15 protein-coding genes are annotated in these 14,251 nt (G+C 59.6%); 14 read left to right on the top strand and 1 reads right to left on the bottom strand.

All coding sequences use genetic code 11. The annotated features are described in order from the left end of the window. The first annotated feature begins 130 nt into the window (after window positions 1-130). The 7 genes from ACR0DJ_RS05830 (at window position 131) to ACR0DJ_RS05800 (ending at window position 7,316) form a co-directional block, all read left to right on the top strand. Window positions 131-1,261, top strand: coding sequence for a bifunctional 2-C-methyl-D-erythritol 4-phosphate cytidylyltransferase/2-C-methyl-D-erythritol 2,4-cyclodiphosphate synthase (locus tag ACR0DJ_RS05830; RefSeq protein ID WP_425078364.1), 1,131 nt, complete (start codon window positions 131-133; stop codon window positions 1,259-1,261). After that, window positions 1,258-1,755: a phosphatidylglycerophosphatase A family protein gene (locus ACR0DJ_RS05825; RefSeq protein ID WP_480684164.1), complete on the top strand. Its 498-nt coding sequence runs from the start codon at window positions 1,258-1,260 to the stop codon at window positions 1,753-1,755. Before ACR0DJ_RS05830 ends, ACR0DJ_RS05825 begins: the two co-directional genes overlap by 4 nt. Further along, window positions 1,752-2,228, top strand: a complete 477-nt coding sequence (locus ACR0DJ_RS05820; protein WP_480684163.1) for a CinA family protein — start codon at window positions 1,752-1,754, stop codon at window positions 2,226-2,228. Before ACR0DJ_RS05825 ends, ACR0DJ_RS05820 begins: the two co-directional genes overlap by 4 nt. Before the next feature lie 197 nt (window positions 2,229-2,425). Next, entirely contained in the window at window positions 2,426-3,607 is a 1,182-nt protein-coding gene (locus ACR0DJ_RS05815; protein ID WP_257598833.1) for an ammonium transporter, read from the top strand. 142 nt (window positions 3,608-3,749) lie between these two features. Beyond that, complete coding sequence (locus ACR0DJ_RS05810) at window positions 3,750-4,430, top strand: orotate phosphoribosyltransferase (protein ID WP_170344088.1); 681 nt, start codon at window positions 3,750-3,752, stop codon at window positions 4,428-4,430. Between the two features lie 225 nt (window positions 4,431-4,655). Beyond that, the gene (locus ACR0DJ_RS05805; RefSeq protein ID WP_170344087.1) at window positions 4,656-6,146 is read left to right on the top strand and encodes a replicative DNA helicase; all 1,491 of its coding nucleotides are present in this window, start codon (window positions 4,656-4,658) and stop codon (window positions 6,144-6,146) included. Between the two features lie 123 nt (window positions 6,147-6,269). After that, window positions 6,270-7,316 (top strand): Hint domain-containing protein, encoded by a 1,047-nt coding sequence (locus ACR0DJ_RS05800; protein WP_480684161.1) that lies wholly within the window; start codon window positions 6,270-6,272, stop codon window positions 7,314-7,316. Window positions 7,317-7,361: 45 nt separating this feature from the next. Here ACR0DJ_RS05800 and ACR0DJ_RS05795 read toward each other — a convergent pair whose 3' ends face one another. Further along, window positions 7,362-7,901, bottom strand: a complete 540-nt coding sequence (locus ACR0DJ_RS05795; protein ID WP_480684160.1) for a GNAT family N-acetyltransferase — start codon at window positions 7,899-7,901, stop codon at window positions 7,362-7,364. A 241-nt stretch (window positions 7,902-8,142) separates the two neighbouring features. Here ACR0DJ_RS05795 and alr point away from each other — a divergent pair, with 241 nt between their 5' ends. From alr to radA, 7 genes are all read left to right on the top strand, one after another. Beyond that, window positions 8,143-9,177, top strand: coding sequence for an alanine racemase (gene alr, locus ACR0DJ_RS05790; protein WP_170344084.1), 1,035 nt, complete (start codon window positions 8,143-8,145; stop codon window positions 9,175-9,177). Then, entirely contained in the window at window positions 9,174-9,956 is a 783-nt protein-coding gene (locus tag ACR0DJ_RS05785) for an MlaE family ABC transporter permease (protein ID WP_170344083.1), read from the top strand. Before alr ends, ACR0DJ_RS05785 begins: the two co-directional genes overlap by 4 nt. Next, window positions 9,953-10,699 carry an ABC transporter ATP-binding protein gene (locus ACR0DJ_RS05780; RefSeq protein ID WP_425078370.1) on the top strand — a complete coding sequence of 249 codons (747 nt, stop codon included), beginning with the start codon at window positions 9,953-9,955 and terminating at the stop codon, window positions 10,697-10,699. Before ACR0DJ_RS05785 ends, ACR0DJ_RS05780 begins: the two co-directional genes overlap by 4 nt. A 97-nt stretch (window positions 10,700-10,796) precedes the next feature. Next, window positions 10,797-11,279, top strand: a complete 483-nt coding sequence (locus ACR0DJ_RS05775) for a cytochrome b (protein WP_480684159.1) — start codon at window positions 10,797-10,799, stop codon at window positions 11,277-11,279. A 77-nt stretch (window positions 11,280-11,356) separates the two neighbouring features. Further along, window positions 11,357-11,809, top strand: a complete 453-nt coding sequence (locus ACR0DJ_RS05770) for a paraquat-inducible protein A (RefSeq protein ID WP_170344080.1) — start codon at window positions 11,357-11,359, stop codon at window positions 11,807-11,809. 174 nt (window positions 11,810-11,983) lie between these two features. Beyond that, window positions 11,984-12,742 (top strand): DNA repair protein, encoded by a 759-nt coding sequence (locus ACR0DJ_RS05765; RefSeq protein ID WP_480686233.1) that lies wholly within the window; start codon window positions 11,984-11,986, stop codon window positions 12,740-12,742. Window positions 12,743-12,863: 121 nt separating this feature from the next. Next, window positions 12,864-14,228 carry a DNA repair protein RadA gene (gene radA, locus ACR0DJ_RS05760; protein ID WP_480684156.1) on the top strand — a complete coding sequence of 455 codons (1,365 nt, stop codon included), beginning with the start codon at window positions 12,864-12,866 and terminating at the stop codon, window positions 14,226-14,228. The last annotated feature ends 23 nt before the right edge of the window (window positions 14,229-14,251 follow it).

Raw genomic sequence — 14,251 nt, 5'->3', positions numbered from 1 at the left:
AACAACAAAACGGCGCGCAACAAGCCCGCAAAACTATCATCTGCCCATTTTTTGAGCACATGACCATGGGTGATTGCCTCTGCATTCACCGCCGCCTAAACAATGCCCATCACGAGGAGAGCACACACATATGACAACAGCCGCCATCATAGTCGCCGCCGGTCGCGGGTCGCGCGCCGGGGGTGGCGTGCCAAAGCAATGGCGCAGCCTTGCGGGCCGGCGGGTGGCCGATTGGACGATCGAGCGCTTTCGAGGACAGGTGGATCACATAGTTCTGGTGCTGTCCGACGAAGATAGCGCCGCATGGGAAGACTTCCGTGAAACCGACCTGATCCTGGCTTCGGGCGGAACGGATCGCGCGGGATCGGTGCGCAACGGATTGGCTGCTCTGGCCGACCGGAACGTGCAGCGCGTTTTGATCCACGACGTTGCACGGCCTTGCGTCACGCGCCGCATCATCACCGACGTTCTGAACGCCCTGGAAACATGTCCGGCGGCGGCGCCCGGGCTGGCGGTGACAGATGCGCTGTGGATCGGGCGTGAACAGGTTGTGACCGGCACGCAGGATCGCAGCAACCTGTTCGCCGCGCAAACTCCGCAAGGGTTTCACTATGACGCCATCACCGCCGCTCACGCTGCCCATCCGGGCGGCGCGGCAGATGATGTCGAGGTTGCCCGAGCCGCCGGGCTCGATGTCTGCATCGTACCGGGCGATGCCGACAATCTGAAAATCACCCGCCCCGAGGATTTTGCCCGGGCGGAACGCATAATGGGAACGGACATGGATGTAAGGCTGGGCAACGGGTACGACGTGCACCGTTTTGGCGATGGGGATCATGTGATCCTTTGCGGTGTGAAGGTGCCGCATGACCGCGGGCTGCAAGGCCATTCGGATGCCGATGTCGGGATGCACGCAGTCACAGATGCGATCTATGGCGCACTGGCACAGGGCGATATCGGACAGCATTTCCCACCTTCGGATCCACAATGGAAAGGCGCAGCCAGCGAGATTTTCCTGCGCCACGCGGTCGAGTTGGCGGAACGGATGGGATACCGTATCTCGAACGTCGATTGCACGTTGGTCTGCGAATATCCGAAAATTGGCCCGCATTCAGAAACCATGCGGGAAAAGATGTCTGAGATCATGGGCCTGCGCGCAGATCAGGTTTCGGTCAAGGCGACAACGTCCGAGCGTCTGGGCTTTACCGGCCGCGGCGAGGGCATCGCCTCGCTCGCCACAGCCTGTCTGGTGAAGGCATGAACGCGGCACAGATGATCGGGACTGTCGGCGGCGTTGGCTATTTGCGCCCCGCCCCCGGCACCTGGGGATCACTGGTGGCCCTGCCGATGGCCTGGGTATTGCACACGCTGGGTGGTTTCCCGCTGCTGGCGATCGCAACGGTTGCGGTTTTTTTCGGCGGCCTTTGGGCCACGCGGGTGATGACCAGGGGTCAGGATGACCACGACCCGTCCGAAATCGTCATTGACGAAGTCGCAGGCCAGTTCATCGCGCTTTGGGCGATTTCCTATCCGTCCTGGGCGCATGGAATCGACATTACCGCGCTCTGGCCCGGCTGGGTTGCTGGGTTCATCCTGTTCCGTCTGTTCGACATCACCAAACCGGGGCCCATTGGTTGGGCTGATCGCCGCGGAGATCCGATGGGCGTGATGCTGGACGACGTGATTGCGGGTGTTTTTGCAGCCATCGGCGTGATGGTTCTGGCAGGTATAGCACACGGAGTTCTGGGGCTATGAACGTGACAGACCTGCTGGACCGCGCCAAGGCGCAAGGCGTGATGATCGCCACCGCCGAAAGCTGTACCGGCGGCATGGTCGCTGCGGCCCTGACTGACATTCCCGGCAGCTCTGCCGTCGTGGATCGGGGTTTCGTCACCTACACCAACGAATCCAAACAGGACATGCTGGGCGTTCAGACCGAAACGCTGAACGCGCACGGTGCGGTTTCCGAAGAGGTTGCCCGCGAAATGGCCGAAGGCACGCTGCGCAATTCATTGGCGCAACTTGCCGTCTCGATCACCGGTATTGCCGGGCCGGGCGGGTCCGAATTCAAACCCGAAGGGCGTGTGTGTTTCGGGTTGGCCGCCGAGGGGCGGTCGACGCATGTCGAAACCGTCGAATTCGGCGCACCCGGTCGCGATGCCGTGCGTCGCGCGGCGCGTGACCACGCCTTGGCCCTGCTGTATACGGCCCTTTCTGCAGGCGCCTAAACTTTCAGCACAAGACCCCTGAAACCGCTCCTTTTGCAGTCAGTGGAAAAAAGGCCGCCAAAACAGGCGCTTTTTTTCGCCTTGCCTCTTTTTTCTCCAACCGACGGTGGCTTGAAACAGCCCACACCGCTCACACAGCGCCGATCCGTGCCGAATTTCGACGGACCGGCGCACCCATCCGGAAGGGAGAATGGCCCATGAACGGAGCCGATACAGCCTGGATCATCGTTGCAACCGCGTTGGTCCTATTCATGACATTACCGGGCCTCGCCCTGTTCTATGGCGGCCTCGTGCGTGCCCGAAATGTCCTCAGCGTGTTCATGCATTGCTTTTCAATTGCCTGTTTGATGAGCGTTCTTTGGCTGGTCGCTGGGTATTCCATCGCGTTCGGCCCCGGTGAAAGCGGGCTTTGGGGTGGTTTGGGCAAGGTCTTCTTAAACGGCGTCGACGTGGACAGCCTTGCGGGAACCCTGCCCGAGATCCTGTTCTTTGCCTTTCAGATGACCTTCGCCATCATCACCCCGGCGTTGATCGTGGGCGCCTATGTCGAACGTGTGGGCTTTGGCTTTGTCCTGACCTTCTCGGCGCTGTGGATGCTGCTGTGCTATGCGCCCGTGGTGCACTGGATCTGGGGCGGCGGGATGCTGGCTGATGGCGGCATTCTGGGCGAGATCGGCGTGCGCGACTTTGCGGGCGGTATCGTGGTGCACGAAACCGCTGGTCTGGCAGCCTTGATCATCGCGGTCATCCTCGGGCCGCGCCGCAACCGCACGACACCACCGCACAACCCCGGTTATGTCATGATCGGTGCCGCAATGCTGTGGGTCGGCTGGTTCGGTTTCAACGGTGGTTCGCAACTGGCCGCTGATGGCGGAGCGGCGATGGCCCTGACCGTCACGCACCTGTCCGCAGCCACCGCTTCGCTGAGCTGGGCCCTGTGGGAACGTATCCGTTTTGGCAAGGCCTCGATGGTCGGTCTTGTCACGGGCACAATCGCGGGTCTGGCCTCGATCACGCCGGCTTCGGGCTTCGTCGGTCCGGTTCAGGCCCTGATCATTGGCGCGGTGGCCGGCGTTCTGTGTCAGGAAGCCGTCAGCGTGGTGCGCAACAAGCTGAATATCGACGACACGCTGGATGTCTTCGCCGTGCATGGCGTCGGCGGTATCTTCGGCACGCTCATGATCGCCCTGTTTGGCCTTGGAACCTGGACCGCGCAGTTGGGTGGGCTGATTATCGTGGGTGTCTTTACGGCAGTTGTCACGTTTGTGTTGGTCAAACTGGTTGCACAGATCACGCCACTTCGCGTAGACGCCGAGACCGAGACAAATGGCCTCGACCTCTCGGTACATGGCGAGCGGGCCTATGACATGAGCAGTTAAGCCCACCTTGGCTGCCCATCGCCCGCAAGGGCAAAAGCGGACCTCTTGGGGGTCCGCTTTTCTTTTGTCCAATCCCTCTCGACTCCGGCCCAAGGGTCGGGCTATCAGCCCGCAACGTGTTTTCAGCCCCGAGGTTTGCACCATGATCCCCAGTTCCTTTCCCGACAGCACCGAAATCGCCCGCCTGACCGCACGGATGTTGCTGGAGATCAAAGCCGTGCATTTCAACTCGCGGGAACCGTTCACGCTGGCCAGCGGGCTGCCCAGCCCGACCTATATCGACTGCCGCAAGCTGATCTCGTATCCGCGCATCCGATCGACCCTGATGGATTTCCTGACCGTCACGGTGATGCGGGACGCTGGCTTTGAGGCATTCGACAACATCGCAGGCGGGGAAACGGCGGGCATCCCCTTTGCCGCCATGGTCGCCGAGCGCATGGCCCTGCCCATGACTTACGTTCGCAAGAAACCCAAAGGTTATGGCCGCAACGCCCGAATCGAAGGTGCGATGAGCGAAGGTGAACGTGTGTTGCTGGTCGAAGACCTGACAACCGACGGCGGCTCGAAACTGTCCTTTGTCGATGCGATCCGCGAAACCGGCGCCACCTGCGGGCACACCGCCGTCATTTTCTACTACGGCATCTTCCCCGAGACCGAGAAAACGCTGGGTGATCATGGCGTCAAGCTGCACTCGCTCTGCACATGGTGGGATGTTCTGGCCGAGGCCAAGGCACAGAAAGCCTTTGACGACGAGACCCTTAGCGAAGTCGAGGCCTTTCTGAACGATCCGCGCGGCTGGCAAGAGGCCAATAAACCAGCGTAAACCTGTTGTGGACGGAATGGGGATAAACCCGGAAGAATCGGACAGCTCGCCACGATATATGGTGACTTTCCCCACAATTCCTACATAATAAGGGATGCAGACGCCGGCATCCAAGCGGTCTGGAAAGTTATCCCAAGGCTTTACCCTAAGTTAGCCACAGGTATTTCCAGATAGCTTGCGGTGGTGTTTCATGTGTAGAACCTCGGGACGGGCAGCGGGGACAAAATGAACGAGATCAGCAGTATCGAGCAGGCAGCGGCACAGATTCAGAACGCCGAAACCATGCCGCATTCCATTGAGGCCGAACAACAGCTTCTGGGTGCGATCCTGACCAACAACGACCTGTATGACCGGGTCGCCTCGATCATCGGGGCTGAACATTTCTATGATCCGGTCCATGCTCGGATTTACGAAGTGGCCTCGGCCCGTATTGCAAAGAATGCGCTCGCCTCGCCCGTGACGCTCAAATCGTTCATGGCCGAGGATGAGGGTCTGAAGGAACTGGGCGGTCCCGCCTATCTGGTCAAACTGGCCGGCGCTTCGATCAGCGCATTCGCGGTGCACGACTATGCCCAGATGATCTATGACCTTGCCATCCGGCGCGAGCTGATCCGGCTCGGCCGCGACATCTCGGACAAGGCGGCGCGGGTCGATGTCTCGAGCGAGCCGAAAGAACAGATCGTCGAGGCCGAGCAGCAGCTTTATCAGCTGTCCGAGCAGGGCCAGACCGAACAAGGCTTTCAATCCTTCCTCAAGGCCGTCACCGAAGCCGTCAACGTCACCAACGAGGCCTACCAGCGTGGCGGCGGCATGGCCGGGATTTCCACCGGTCTGGCCGATCTGGACAAGCAATTGGGTGGGTTGCACCCGTCCGACCTGATCATTCTGGCCGGGCGTCCATCCATGGGTAAAACCTCGCTGGCCACCAACATCGCCTTCAACGTTGCCAAGGCCTACAAGCGCGGGACTAAGCCCGACGGCAGCGAAGGTGCGATCGATGGCGGCGTTGTCGGCTTCTTCTCACTCGAGATGAGTGCGGAACAGCTTGCTGGCCGGGTTCTGGCGGAAGCCTCGGAGATCTCGAGCCACAAAATCCGTCAGGGCGACATGACCGAGGCCGAATTCCGCCGTTTCGTGGATGCGGCCAAGGAACTGGAAGCCTGCCCTTTGTTTATTGACGACACCCCTGCCTTGCCGATCTCGCAACTTGCCGCCCGGGCACGTCGGTTGAAACGGACCCACGGGCTGGACTTGCTGGTCATCGACTATCTACAGCTGTGCCGCGGCATGTCCGACAACCGGGTGAACGAAATCGCCGAGATCTCGATGGGCATGAAAGCCATCGCCAAGGAACTGAACATCCCGGTCGTTGCGCTTTCACAGCTGTCCCGTCAGGTCGAAAGCCGCGACGACAAGCGCCCGCAACTGTCCGACCTGCGCGAATCCGGCTCGATCGAGCAGGACGCCGACGTGGTGATGTTCGTGTTCCGCGAGGAATATTACAAGGAACGGGAAAAGCCCGGCGATCACGAACTGGAAAAGATGGAAGAGTGGAAGCAGGCGATGGAACGTCTGCATGGCAAGGCCGAAGTCATCGTCGGCAAGCAACGTCACGGGCCCATCGGTACGGTCGAATTGTCGTTCGAGGCACAATTCACCCGCTTTGGCAATCTGGTCAAGCCCTGGCAACAGGGCGGTGAAATCGAGGGTTATTGATCACGTAAAGAACGCCCGCCCCGTGCTGGACACGCCAAGCCCTTTGGTGTTTTCCCTGCCCGGTGTTAACGTGACGGTGTTGTTCAACCAAAACGTGCCATTTCCGCCCGGAGACCCACAGATTTGCCCGCGATCATATCGGAAATAAGATATCGCAACGGCCCGAACTTTGCTCCGGACGGAGATTACATTGAAATCCGTGTCCCCGTCGGAACCGATGTCACCGGGTTGCAGGTCGATGTTTACAACGCCAACGGCTCGGTACGCAGTTCGACGGATGTCGACACCGGAACGATGACCACCGTGGGCGGGTTCGACTATTACGTGATTTCGGCGCGCATCAACCGATTAGGGGCGGTCTCTCTTTCTGACAATGGTTCGGTTCTCAGCTTTGTATCCTTTGACTCGCAGGTGACAGCGACCCAGGGGCCGGCCAGTGGCCAGACCTCGACCCAGATCGGCAGCAACGGCACGGACGATACCGCGTCGCTGTCATCGAAGGACGGGGTCAACTTTGTCGAGGATCCCAACCCCAGCCCCGGCGCCCCCTGTTTTGCTTCGGACACCCTGGTCCTGACGGACCGTGGCGAAATCAGGGTTCAGGATATCTGCCGGGGTGACAGGGTGATGACGACCGGAGACAGCTCGGCAACCGTTCGGCTTGTTCTGTCCCGGCACCTGCGCCAGGCCGATCTGTTAAAAACACCCGAACTGCGCCCAGTCCGCATCACGGCCGGCGCCCTGGGGCACGGCCTGCCCCGCCGGGACCTGACGGTTTCACGACAGCACAGGATGCTGGTCCGTTCGGACATCGCGCAGCGCATGTTCGACTCAAGGGAGGTTCTGGTCTCGGCCATCCGGCTGACAGACCTACCGGGCGTTTACGTGGATCGGGACGCGACGCAGGTGGTTTACCATCACGTAGTCTGTGACCGTCACGTGGTTCTTTTTGCCGAAGGCGCGCCAAGTGAAAGCCTGTTTACCGGCCCCGAAGCTCTCAAATCCCTTCCGCCCGAAGCGTTGCACGAGCTGTTGCAGATTTTTCCGGGTCTCAGCTGCGATAAAGATATGGACCCTGCCTTCTATATCCCCAGCGGCAGGCGGCAGAAAAAGCTGGTGACCCGACATGTCCGGAACAGCAAGGCGATCATAGATCAGGCCCTGTTCTAGGCTGTGGAACCAAGGCCATCGACCAAAGCGAAAAACCAATCCCACTCACCACAGCGCCGGGTTGTTCAGTGCGGAAACGCATTGCGATGGGCCTTTCAAAGGCTTCAGTTCGTGACCATCCAACGCCTGACCCAACCAGCCATGCGGATGGCTGAGTTTCAGCGGTGGCTGGGCATTATCCTCGGTGATCTGCACAAATCCCGTTTTGCAATAATAGGCCGGGTCGCCATAGGTCAGTGCCACATCCACACCTGATGCCCGCAAGCGATCCAGACCATAAGAAATCAGCGCCTGTCCAATACCTGTTTTTTGCGAACCAGTTTGCACCGCCATCGGCGAGAGGATGAACACATTGCGCGTATCCTGCGAAAACGTCATCCGGGAAAAGATGGCACAGCCAAGCAGCTCGTGATCGTGATGCGCCGTGCACACCAGAATGTCTTCAGGCGGCGTGCTGTTGACCAATTCACGTACGAACGTACCAATTACTGCGCCCTCTTCCGGCCCTTCCGATGCGGAAAAAACGTCTGCAAAAAAACTTGTGATCTGTGATGGGTCTACGGCCAATCCGCTAGAAAAATCCATGACTTCCTCATTGGTTGACGGTGCGCCCTCGCCTTCGCCGGGACAGAACGATCCTGTTCACAGGATCGCTTTAACTTGGATGTGAAGACAATCCCCGAACCGGGAAATTACAGCGGCAGGTTGCCGAATCTTCCGATTTTTTGGTGTTTTCCGCCACAACAGACGAAACACCGTCATAAACCTCCAGGTAAATGCGCCATTCCCTCTTGACCTTGGACGGCGCAATGTCATGAACAGTGCCATGAGTACTGCACGTTTGACGATCAATCTTCAGGCGCTCGCCAGCAATTGGCGGGCGCTCGACGCGAAAACCGGGGTCGAAACCGGTGCCGTGGTCAAGGCCGATGCCTACGGGCTGGGTGCCGGGCCCGTCAGCGACACGCTGGCCGAAGAGGGCGTTCGCAAGTTTTTTGTGGCTGCCGCAGAAGAAGGCGCCGCTGTCCGCCAGGCGGTCGGTCCAGGCCCGATGATCTGTGTCTTTTCAGGGCATATGGAAGGCGATACCCAATTGCTGCTCGCCAACGATCTGACACCATTGATCAATTCGCCAGAGCAGTTCCAACTCCACCAACACGCCCTGCCCAACCATCCGTTTGGCATTCAACTGGACAGTGGCATGAACCGGCTGGGCCTTGAACCCGCCGACTGGGCCGAATTGCGCCCAAAGGCCGAGGCGATGTCACCGGTTGTCATCATGTCCCATCTGGCCTGCGCGGACGAGCCGGACCATCCGATGAACCAGCAGCAGCTTAGAACCTTCCGAGAGATGACCGAAGGTGTCGCCGCGCCGCGTTCTCTGGCCGCGACCGGCGGCATGCTTTTGGGTCCCGAGTTCCATTTCGATTTCTGCCGCCCGGGCATCGGTCTGTATGGCGGCCTGCCCTTTGCGGACGCCAAACCCGTTGTCACGGTCGATCTGCCTGTCATCCAGGTGCGCAAGGTGGCCGTGGGCGAAACTGTTGGTTACGGCAACAGCTGGGTTGCGCGCCGACCCTCTCGTATCGCCACAGTCGCGGCGGGGTATGCAGACGGCCTGCATCGCGCCATCGGCGGCGGCATAGACACCTTCGCCGGCAATCAGCCCTGCCCGGTCGTCGGCCGTATCTCGATGGATCTGATCACGGTGGACGTCACGGACCTGCCGAAAGACCCGGAACGCCTGCGTATCCTGAATGGCCATCAGACCGTCGATGATCTGGCCGAAGCTGCCGGGACAATTGGCTATGAGATCCTCACATCAATGGGCAATCGCTATTCGCGGGGCTATGTGGAATGAACCCTCTCACCGCGCTCGGAGGTCTGGGCCGCACGGTTCTGAGCCTGCTTGCGGCCTTTGGCCGGGTGGCACTGTTCGCGCTTGATGCGATCTCGCATATCCTGCGTCCCCCCTTCTATCCGCGCGAATTTGGCATGGCCCTGCTGAACATCGGCTGGCTGTCTTTGCCGGTCGTCGGCCTGACCGCGATTTTCACCGGCGGTGCGCTGGCATTGCAGATCTACGCCGGCGGCGCGCGTTTCAACGCCGAAGCCGTGGTGCCGCAGATCGTGGCCATCGGTATGGTGCGCGAACTTGGCCCGGTTCTGGTCGGCCTGATGATTGCGGCGCGCGTGACATCCTCGATCGCGGCCGAGATCGCCACGATGAAAGTGACCGAACAGATCGACGCGCTGGTCACGCTGTCCACGCATCCGATGAAATACCTCACCGTCCCGCGCGTTCTGGCCGCCCTGATCACAGTGCCTGCTTTGGTGGCCGTGGGTGACATCATCGGAATTGCCGGCGGCTACACCGTGGCCACGCAGAACCTGGGCTTCAACCCGGCGGCCTATCTTAAAAACACCGTGGATTTCCTGGAAACCCGCGACATCGTCTCATCACTGGTCAAAGGCGCGGCCTTCGGCCTGATCGCAGCCACCATGGGCTGCTACTACGGCATGAATTCCGGCCGTGGCGCGCAGGGCGTGGGCCGCGCCACAAAAGGCTCGGTCGAGGCCGCCGCGGTGTTGATCCTGGCTGCAAACTTCGTTCTCACGGGGGTATTCTTCTCGCTATGATCCGGATGGAGAACGTACATAAAGCCTTTGGTGACAACCACGTGTTGCAAGGCATGAACCTTGAGATCCCCAAGGGTACCTCGATGGTCATCATCGGCGGTTCGGGCACCGGAAAATCGGTCGCCCTGAAATGCATTCTGGGCCTGATCAAACCCGACAGCGGCATGATCTATGTGGACGGCAAAGACGCCAGCAAAGGCGACCGAGATGCCTTTCTGGCCCGGTTCGGGATGCTGTTTCAGGGCGCGGCCCTGTTTGATTCACTGACCGTCTGGCAGAACGTCGCCTTCCGCCTGCTGCGTGGTTCTCTGAAACGTCCCACCGAGGAAGCCCGCGAGATCGCCATCGAGAAACTCCGCCGCGTGGGCCTGAAATCCGACGTGGCCGACCGCTTTCCGGCGGAACTGTCAGGCGGCATGCAAAAACGCGTCGGCCTCGCGCGCGCGATCGCCGCCGAGCCCGAGATCATCTTTTTTGATGAGCCCACAACGGGCCTCGACCCGATCATGTCCGGCGTCATCAACGACCTGATCCGCGAAATCGTGACCGAAATGGGCGCCACCGCGATGACCATCACCCACGACATGAGCTCGGTCCGCGCGATTGCCGACAATGTGGCCATGCTGCACGGTGGCGTCATTCAGTGGACAGGTCCGGTCGGGCAGATGGATGCGTCGGGTGATCCATACGTAGCGCAGTTCATCAGTGGCAGTGCCGAGGGGCCGATTGAGGCGGTGCGTTGAAACCTCCTGCGCTCGACAAAAAACTCAAAACTCATCGACGGAACTCCCGAAGTCATACGTTACACCAGTGTAACTCTTGTATTTTTGGAGCTTCCCCATGCCCACTTCTTATTCGCGCACCCAAATCGCCCTCCATTGGGCCATTTTCTTGCTGATCGCGGTTCAGTTTCTCTTTCACGAGCCGATTTCTGAGGCATGGGATCAAATCGAACGCGGATTACCCGTCTCTTTTCAAGCACCAGTCGCTCTCCATGTATTCGGAGGCCTGCTTATCCTTGCACTCGCGCTTTGGCGGATCGCATTGCGCCTGACCCGCGGTGCACCATCACTTCCGGAACAGGAAACCGCCGCGATGAAACTCGCGGCTCATGCGACCCATTTCTCGCTATATGCCTTGATGGTGCTTTTGCCGGTGACCGGTGCTCTGGCTTGGTTCGGAGGGATAGAAGCATCCGCCGAAGTGCATGAAGTCTTGAAAACACTGATGCTTGTTCTGGTTCTTCTGCATATTTTGGCCGCCCTGTTCCATCAGTTCGTCCTGAAAACCAATTTGATGGCCCGTATGAGGCGGGCAGAGTAACCTCCCAAACAAGCATCCTTGCACAGACGATCCAACGACGTACTGTTAGGCGGTCAAACGTAACAGAACTGGCCGCCATGACCCTCCGCCTCGCCACCCTCTCGCTGCTGATCCTCTACCCCATCGCGTGGTTCGCCCCGCTGATGCGTGCAGGGTTCCTGCCGATCTTCGGCCTCAGCGAAATCAGCGTCATCACCGGGCTGCAATCCCTGTGGAAATCCGATGTCTTCCTTGCGCTGATCGTCACCATCTTCGCCCTGTTTGCGCCTTACATCAAAACCATCGGCACCGCGCTGATCCAATGGAATCTGCTGGATGCCCGCGTCCAGCCGGCGCTCAACATCCTCGGCAAGCTGGCCATGGCCGACATCTTCCTGATCGCGCTTTACATCACTTTGGCCAAAGGCATCTCTTACGCGACCGTTGAGACCGCATGGGGTCTATACCTGTTTACAGCCTGCATTCTGGCCTCCATCGCGCTTGGCCATATTACAGAGATGACATCCACATCACGAAAAGCTCAGACCTAATTGATTGAAAACACAAATCTAAGTATCATCTTTATATTTCGAGCAGCAGTGTTTTGTAGTTTTCGGGTCCGCAGCGGATCGCACTAAGTCGTCAGATCACCTTCCGCTTTGGCCCGGTGTGTTCCGGTTTCAAGAAGGAGTTCGACGATCATGGCCGCCCTCCACAGTATTACAATGCAATTTCAGAATGCCTTTTTAAGACTGACATTTTTCCTGATCTGCCTGGCGGCCTTGTCGGCCGTTTCAGTCACGTTGTTGTCCGCTTTTGGCGTATTGCCCTGGCTCTCGATGCAGGCCGGATTCGGCGAGGCACCACCAGCGGATGCCGGCATGTTCATCCAGATCGGCCTGACAGCGCTAATTCTCATGCTGGCGTTTTACCTGCCGGCCAATGCCCGAATGATGGCGCTGGAAAACAACCACCGCAAATTCGCGCTCAACATGCATGACATCGCGCAAGCGTATCAAATGGCCCATGCCGCTGACCGTGGCGGGCTGTTCATGATGTCGTCCGAGTTTGACGCCGTAAAGGAACGTATGGGTTTTCTGCGCCAGCACCCTGATCTGCAATCGCTTGAGCCAGAGATTCTGGAACTGGCCGCACAGATGAGCCAGATCAGTCAGGAACTGGCCCGGACCTATGGCGATGCGCAGGTCGAACGCGCGCGGATGTTCCTGCAACAGCGGCAGGAAGAGATCGAGCTGTTTCAGCGGCGTCTGGAAGAAGCGCAGGTCATCCAGAACGAATTGCGCCAGTGGACGCGGGATGTGGAAATGGAAGAGACGATCGCCAGGTCGCAACTTACCCGTCTGCGGGATGAGCTGTTCGAGCTTCTGCCCGAATTGTCCACCCAACTACAGGCTCCACGCAATGAGAGTTCTTCCAAGGCGGCCAGCGTGATAGCAATGTCGCCCCTTCGACCAGCGGAATAGGCGCGACCGCGCCCGCTGCGGGCGATGGCCCATCGGGGCCTGAGGCCGCAGCGCGCCACCGGCGGTGACGAAAGCCGACAAGGGCTTGAAGAACCGCCCAACCTCGGGCACGAAGAGCGTCATGGCAAAGACGACATCCTTCTCCTGCTCGGCCTGCGGCACGACGCATACACGATGGTCCGGGCGCTGCGATGGGTGTGGCGAATGGAACACCATAGTTCAGGACGCGCCCCTTTCGGCTGGCCCGGCCAAAAAATCCCTTGGCGGAAAACGCGGCCAGTCCATTGCACTCACGGATTTGTCGACCGAGGAAACACCGCCGCCCCGCACCCTCTGCGGGGTTGAGGAGCTCGATCGTGTTCTGGGCGGCGGGCTGGTCCCGGCCTCGGCCCTTTTGGTGGGCGGAGACCCCGGCATCGGGAAATCCACCCTGCTGCTGCAAGCCGCAGCGCGTTTTGCGCGTGCGGGCGTGAAAACCATCTATGTCTCGGGCGAAGAAGCCAGCGCACAGGTTCGCATGCGGGCCCGCCGTCTGGGGCTTGAGGACGCCCCAGTTCAACTCGCCGCCGAAACCAATCTGCGCGACATCCTCACAACGCTTGAAGCGGAAAAACCCGGTCTGGCCATCATCGACTCGATTCAGACCATGTGGGCAGACAATGTCGACAGCGCACCCGGCTCTGTTTCACAAGTCCGGGCTGCGGCACATGAATTGACCACGTTTGCAAAACGGCACGGTGTTTCGATCATCATGGTTGGCCACGTCACCAAAGAGGGCCAGATCGCCGGCCCTCGCGTGGTCGAACACATGGTTGACACGGTGCTTTATTTCGAGGGCGAGCGCGGCCACCAGTTCCGCATCCTGCGCGCAGTCAAGAACCGCTTTGGCCCGGCGGACGAAATCGGTGTATTCGAAATGACCGGCAAGGGGTTGGCACAAGTCACCAACCCATCGGCCCTGTTCCTGTCCGAACGTGGCAAACCAAGCCCCGGCTCTGCTGTTTTCGCCGGAATTGAAGGTACCCGCCCCGTGTTGGTCGAATTGCAGGCGCTCGTCGCACCCTCACCTCATTCGCAAGCGCGCCGAACCGTCGTTGGATGGGACAGCGGAAGGCTGGCAATGATCCTCGCAGTGCTCGAAGCGCGCTGCGGCATCCCCTTCGCGGGTCTTGATGTCTATCTGAACGTCGCCGGAGGATTGAAAATCAGCGAACCCGCTGCCGATCTGGCCGTTGCCGCTGCGTTACTGAGCGCACGCGAAGACACGGCCCTTCCCACGGATACGGTCGTTTTCGGAGAAATCTCGCTGTCAGGGGCACTTAGACCGGCCCCACAGACCGAAAACAGGTTGAAAGAAGCGCAAAAACTTGGTTTCACAGCGGCAATTGCTCCGGCAGGTGGCAAAACCGGCACTGTGGCAGGTCTGACACTCACCCGACCCTCTGATTTGGTGGGGTTTGTTGGCGAAACCTTCGGAGCAGGTTAAAGTCGCGCCCCGAGGGGCAGAAA

The sequence above is a fragment of the Ruegeria sp. BF10 genome, from assembly GCF_056538725.1.
Note: the sequence above shows the minus strand (reverse complement) of the source record. Positions and strands in the feature narration are given on the sequence as shown.

Bases quoted from the DNA above. Each gene is read 5' to 3' on its own strand.
- ACR0DJ_RS05830 (WP_425078364.1), top strand. From the start codon at position 131: ATGACAACAGCCGCCATCATAGTCGCCGCCGGTCGCGGGTCGCGCGCC.
- ACR0DJ_RS05825 (WP_480684164.1), top strand. From the start codon at position 1,258: ATGAACGCGGCACAGATGATCGGGACTGTCGGCGGCGTTGGCTATTTG.
- ACR0DJ_RS05820 (WP_480684163.1), top strand. From the start codon at position 1,752: ATGAACGTGACAGACCTGCTGGACCGCGCCAAGGCGCAAGGCGTGATG.
- ACR0DJ_RS05815 (WP_257598833.1), top strand. From the start codon at position 2,426: ATGAACGGAGCCGATACAGCCTGGATCATCGTTGCAACCGCGTTGGTC.
- ACR0DJ_RS05810 (WP_170344088.1), top strand. From the start codon at position 3,750: ATGATCCCCAGTTCCTTTCCCGACAGCACCGAAATCGCCCGCCTGACC.
- ACR0DJ_RS05805 (WP_170344087.1), top strand. From the start codon at position 4,656: ATGAACGAGATCAGCAGTATCGAGCAGGCAGCGGCACAGATTCAGAAC.
- ACR0DJ_RS05795 (WP_480684160.1), bottom strand. From the start codon at position 7,901: ATGGATTTTTCTAGCGGATTGGCCGTAGACCCATCACAGATCACAAGT.
- alr (WP_170344084.1), top strand. From the start codon at position 8,143: ATGAGTACTGCACGTTTGACGATCAATCTTCAGGCGCTCGCCAGCAAT.
- ACR0DJ_RS05785 (WP_170344083.1), top strand. From the start codon at position 9,174: ATGAACCCTCTCACCGCGCTCGGAGGTCTGGGCCGCACGGTTCTGAGC.
- ACR0DJ_RS05780 (WP_425078370.1), top strand. From the start codon at position 9,953: ATGATCCGGATGGAGAACGTACATAAAGCCTTTGGTGACAACCACGTG.
- ACR0DJ_RS05775 (WP_480684159.1), top strand. From the start codon at position 10,797: ATGCCCACTTCTTATTCGCGCACCCAAATCGCCCTCCATTGGGCCATT.
- ACR0DJ_RS05770 (WP_170344080.1), top strand. From the start codon at position 11,357: ATGACCCTCCGCCTCGCCACCCTCTCGCTGCTGATCCTCTACCCCATC.
- ACR0DJ_RS05765 (WP_480686233.1), top strand. From the start codon at position 11,984: ATGCAATTTCAGAATGCCTTTTTAAGACTGACATTTTTCCTGATCTGC.
- radA (WP_480684156.1), top strand. From the start codon at position 12,864: ATGGCAAAGACGACATCCTTCTCCTGCTCGGCCTGCGGCACGACGCAT.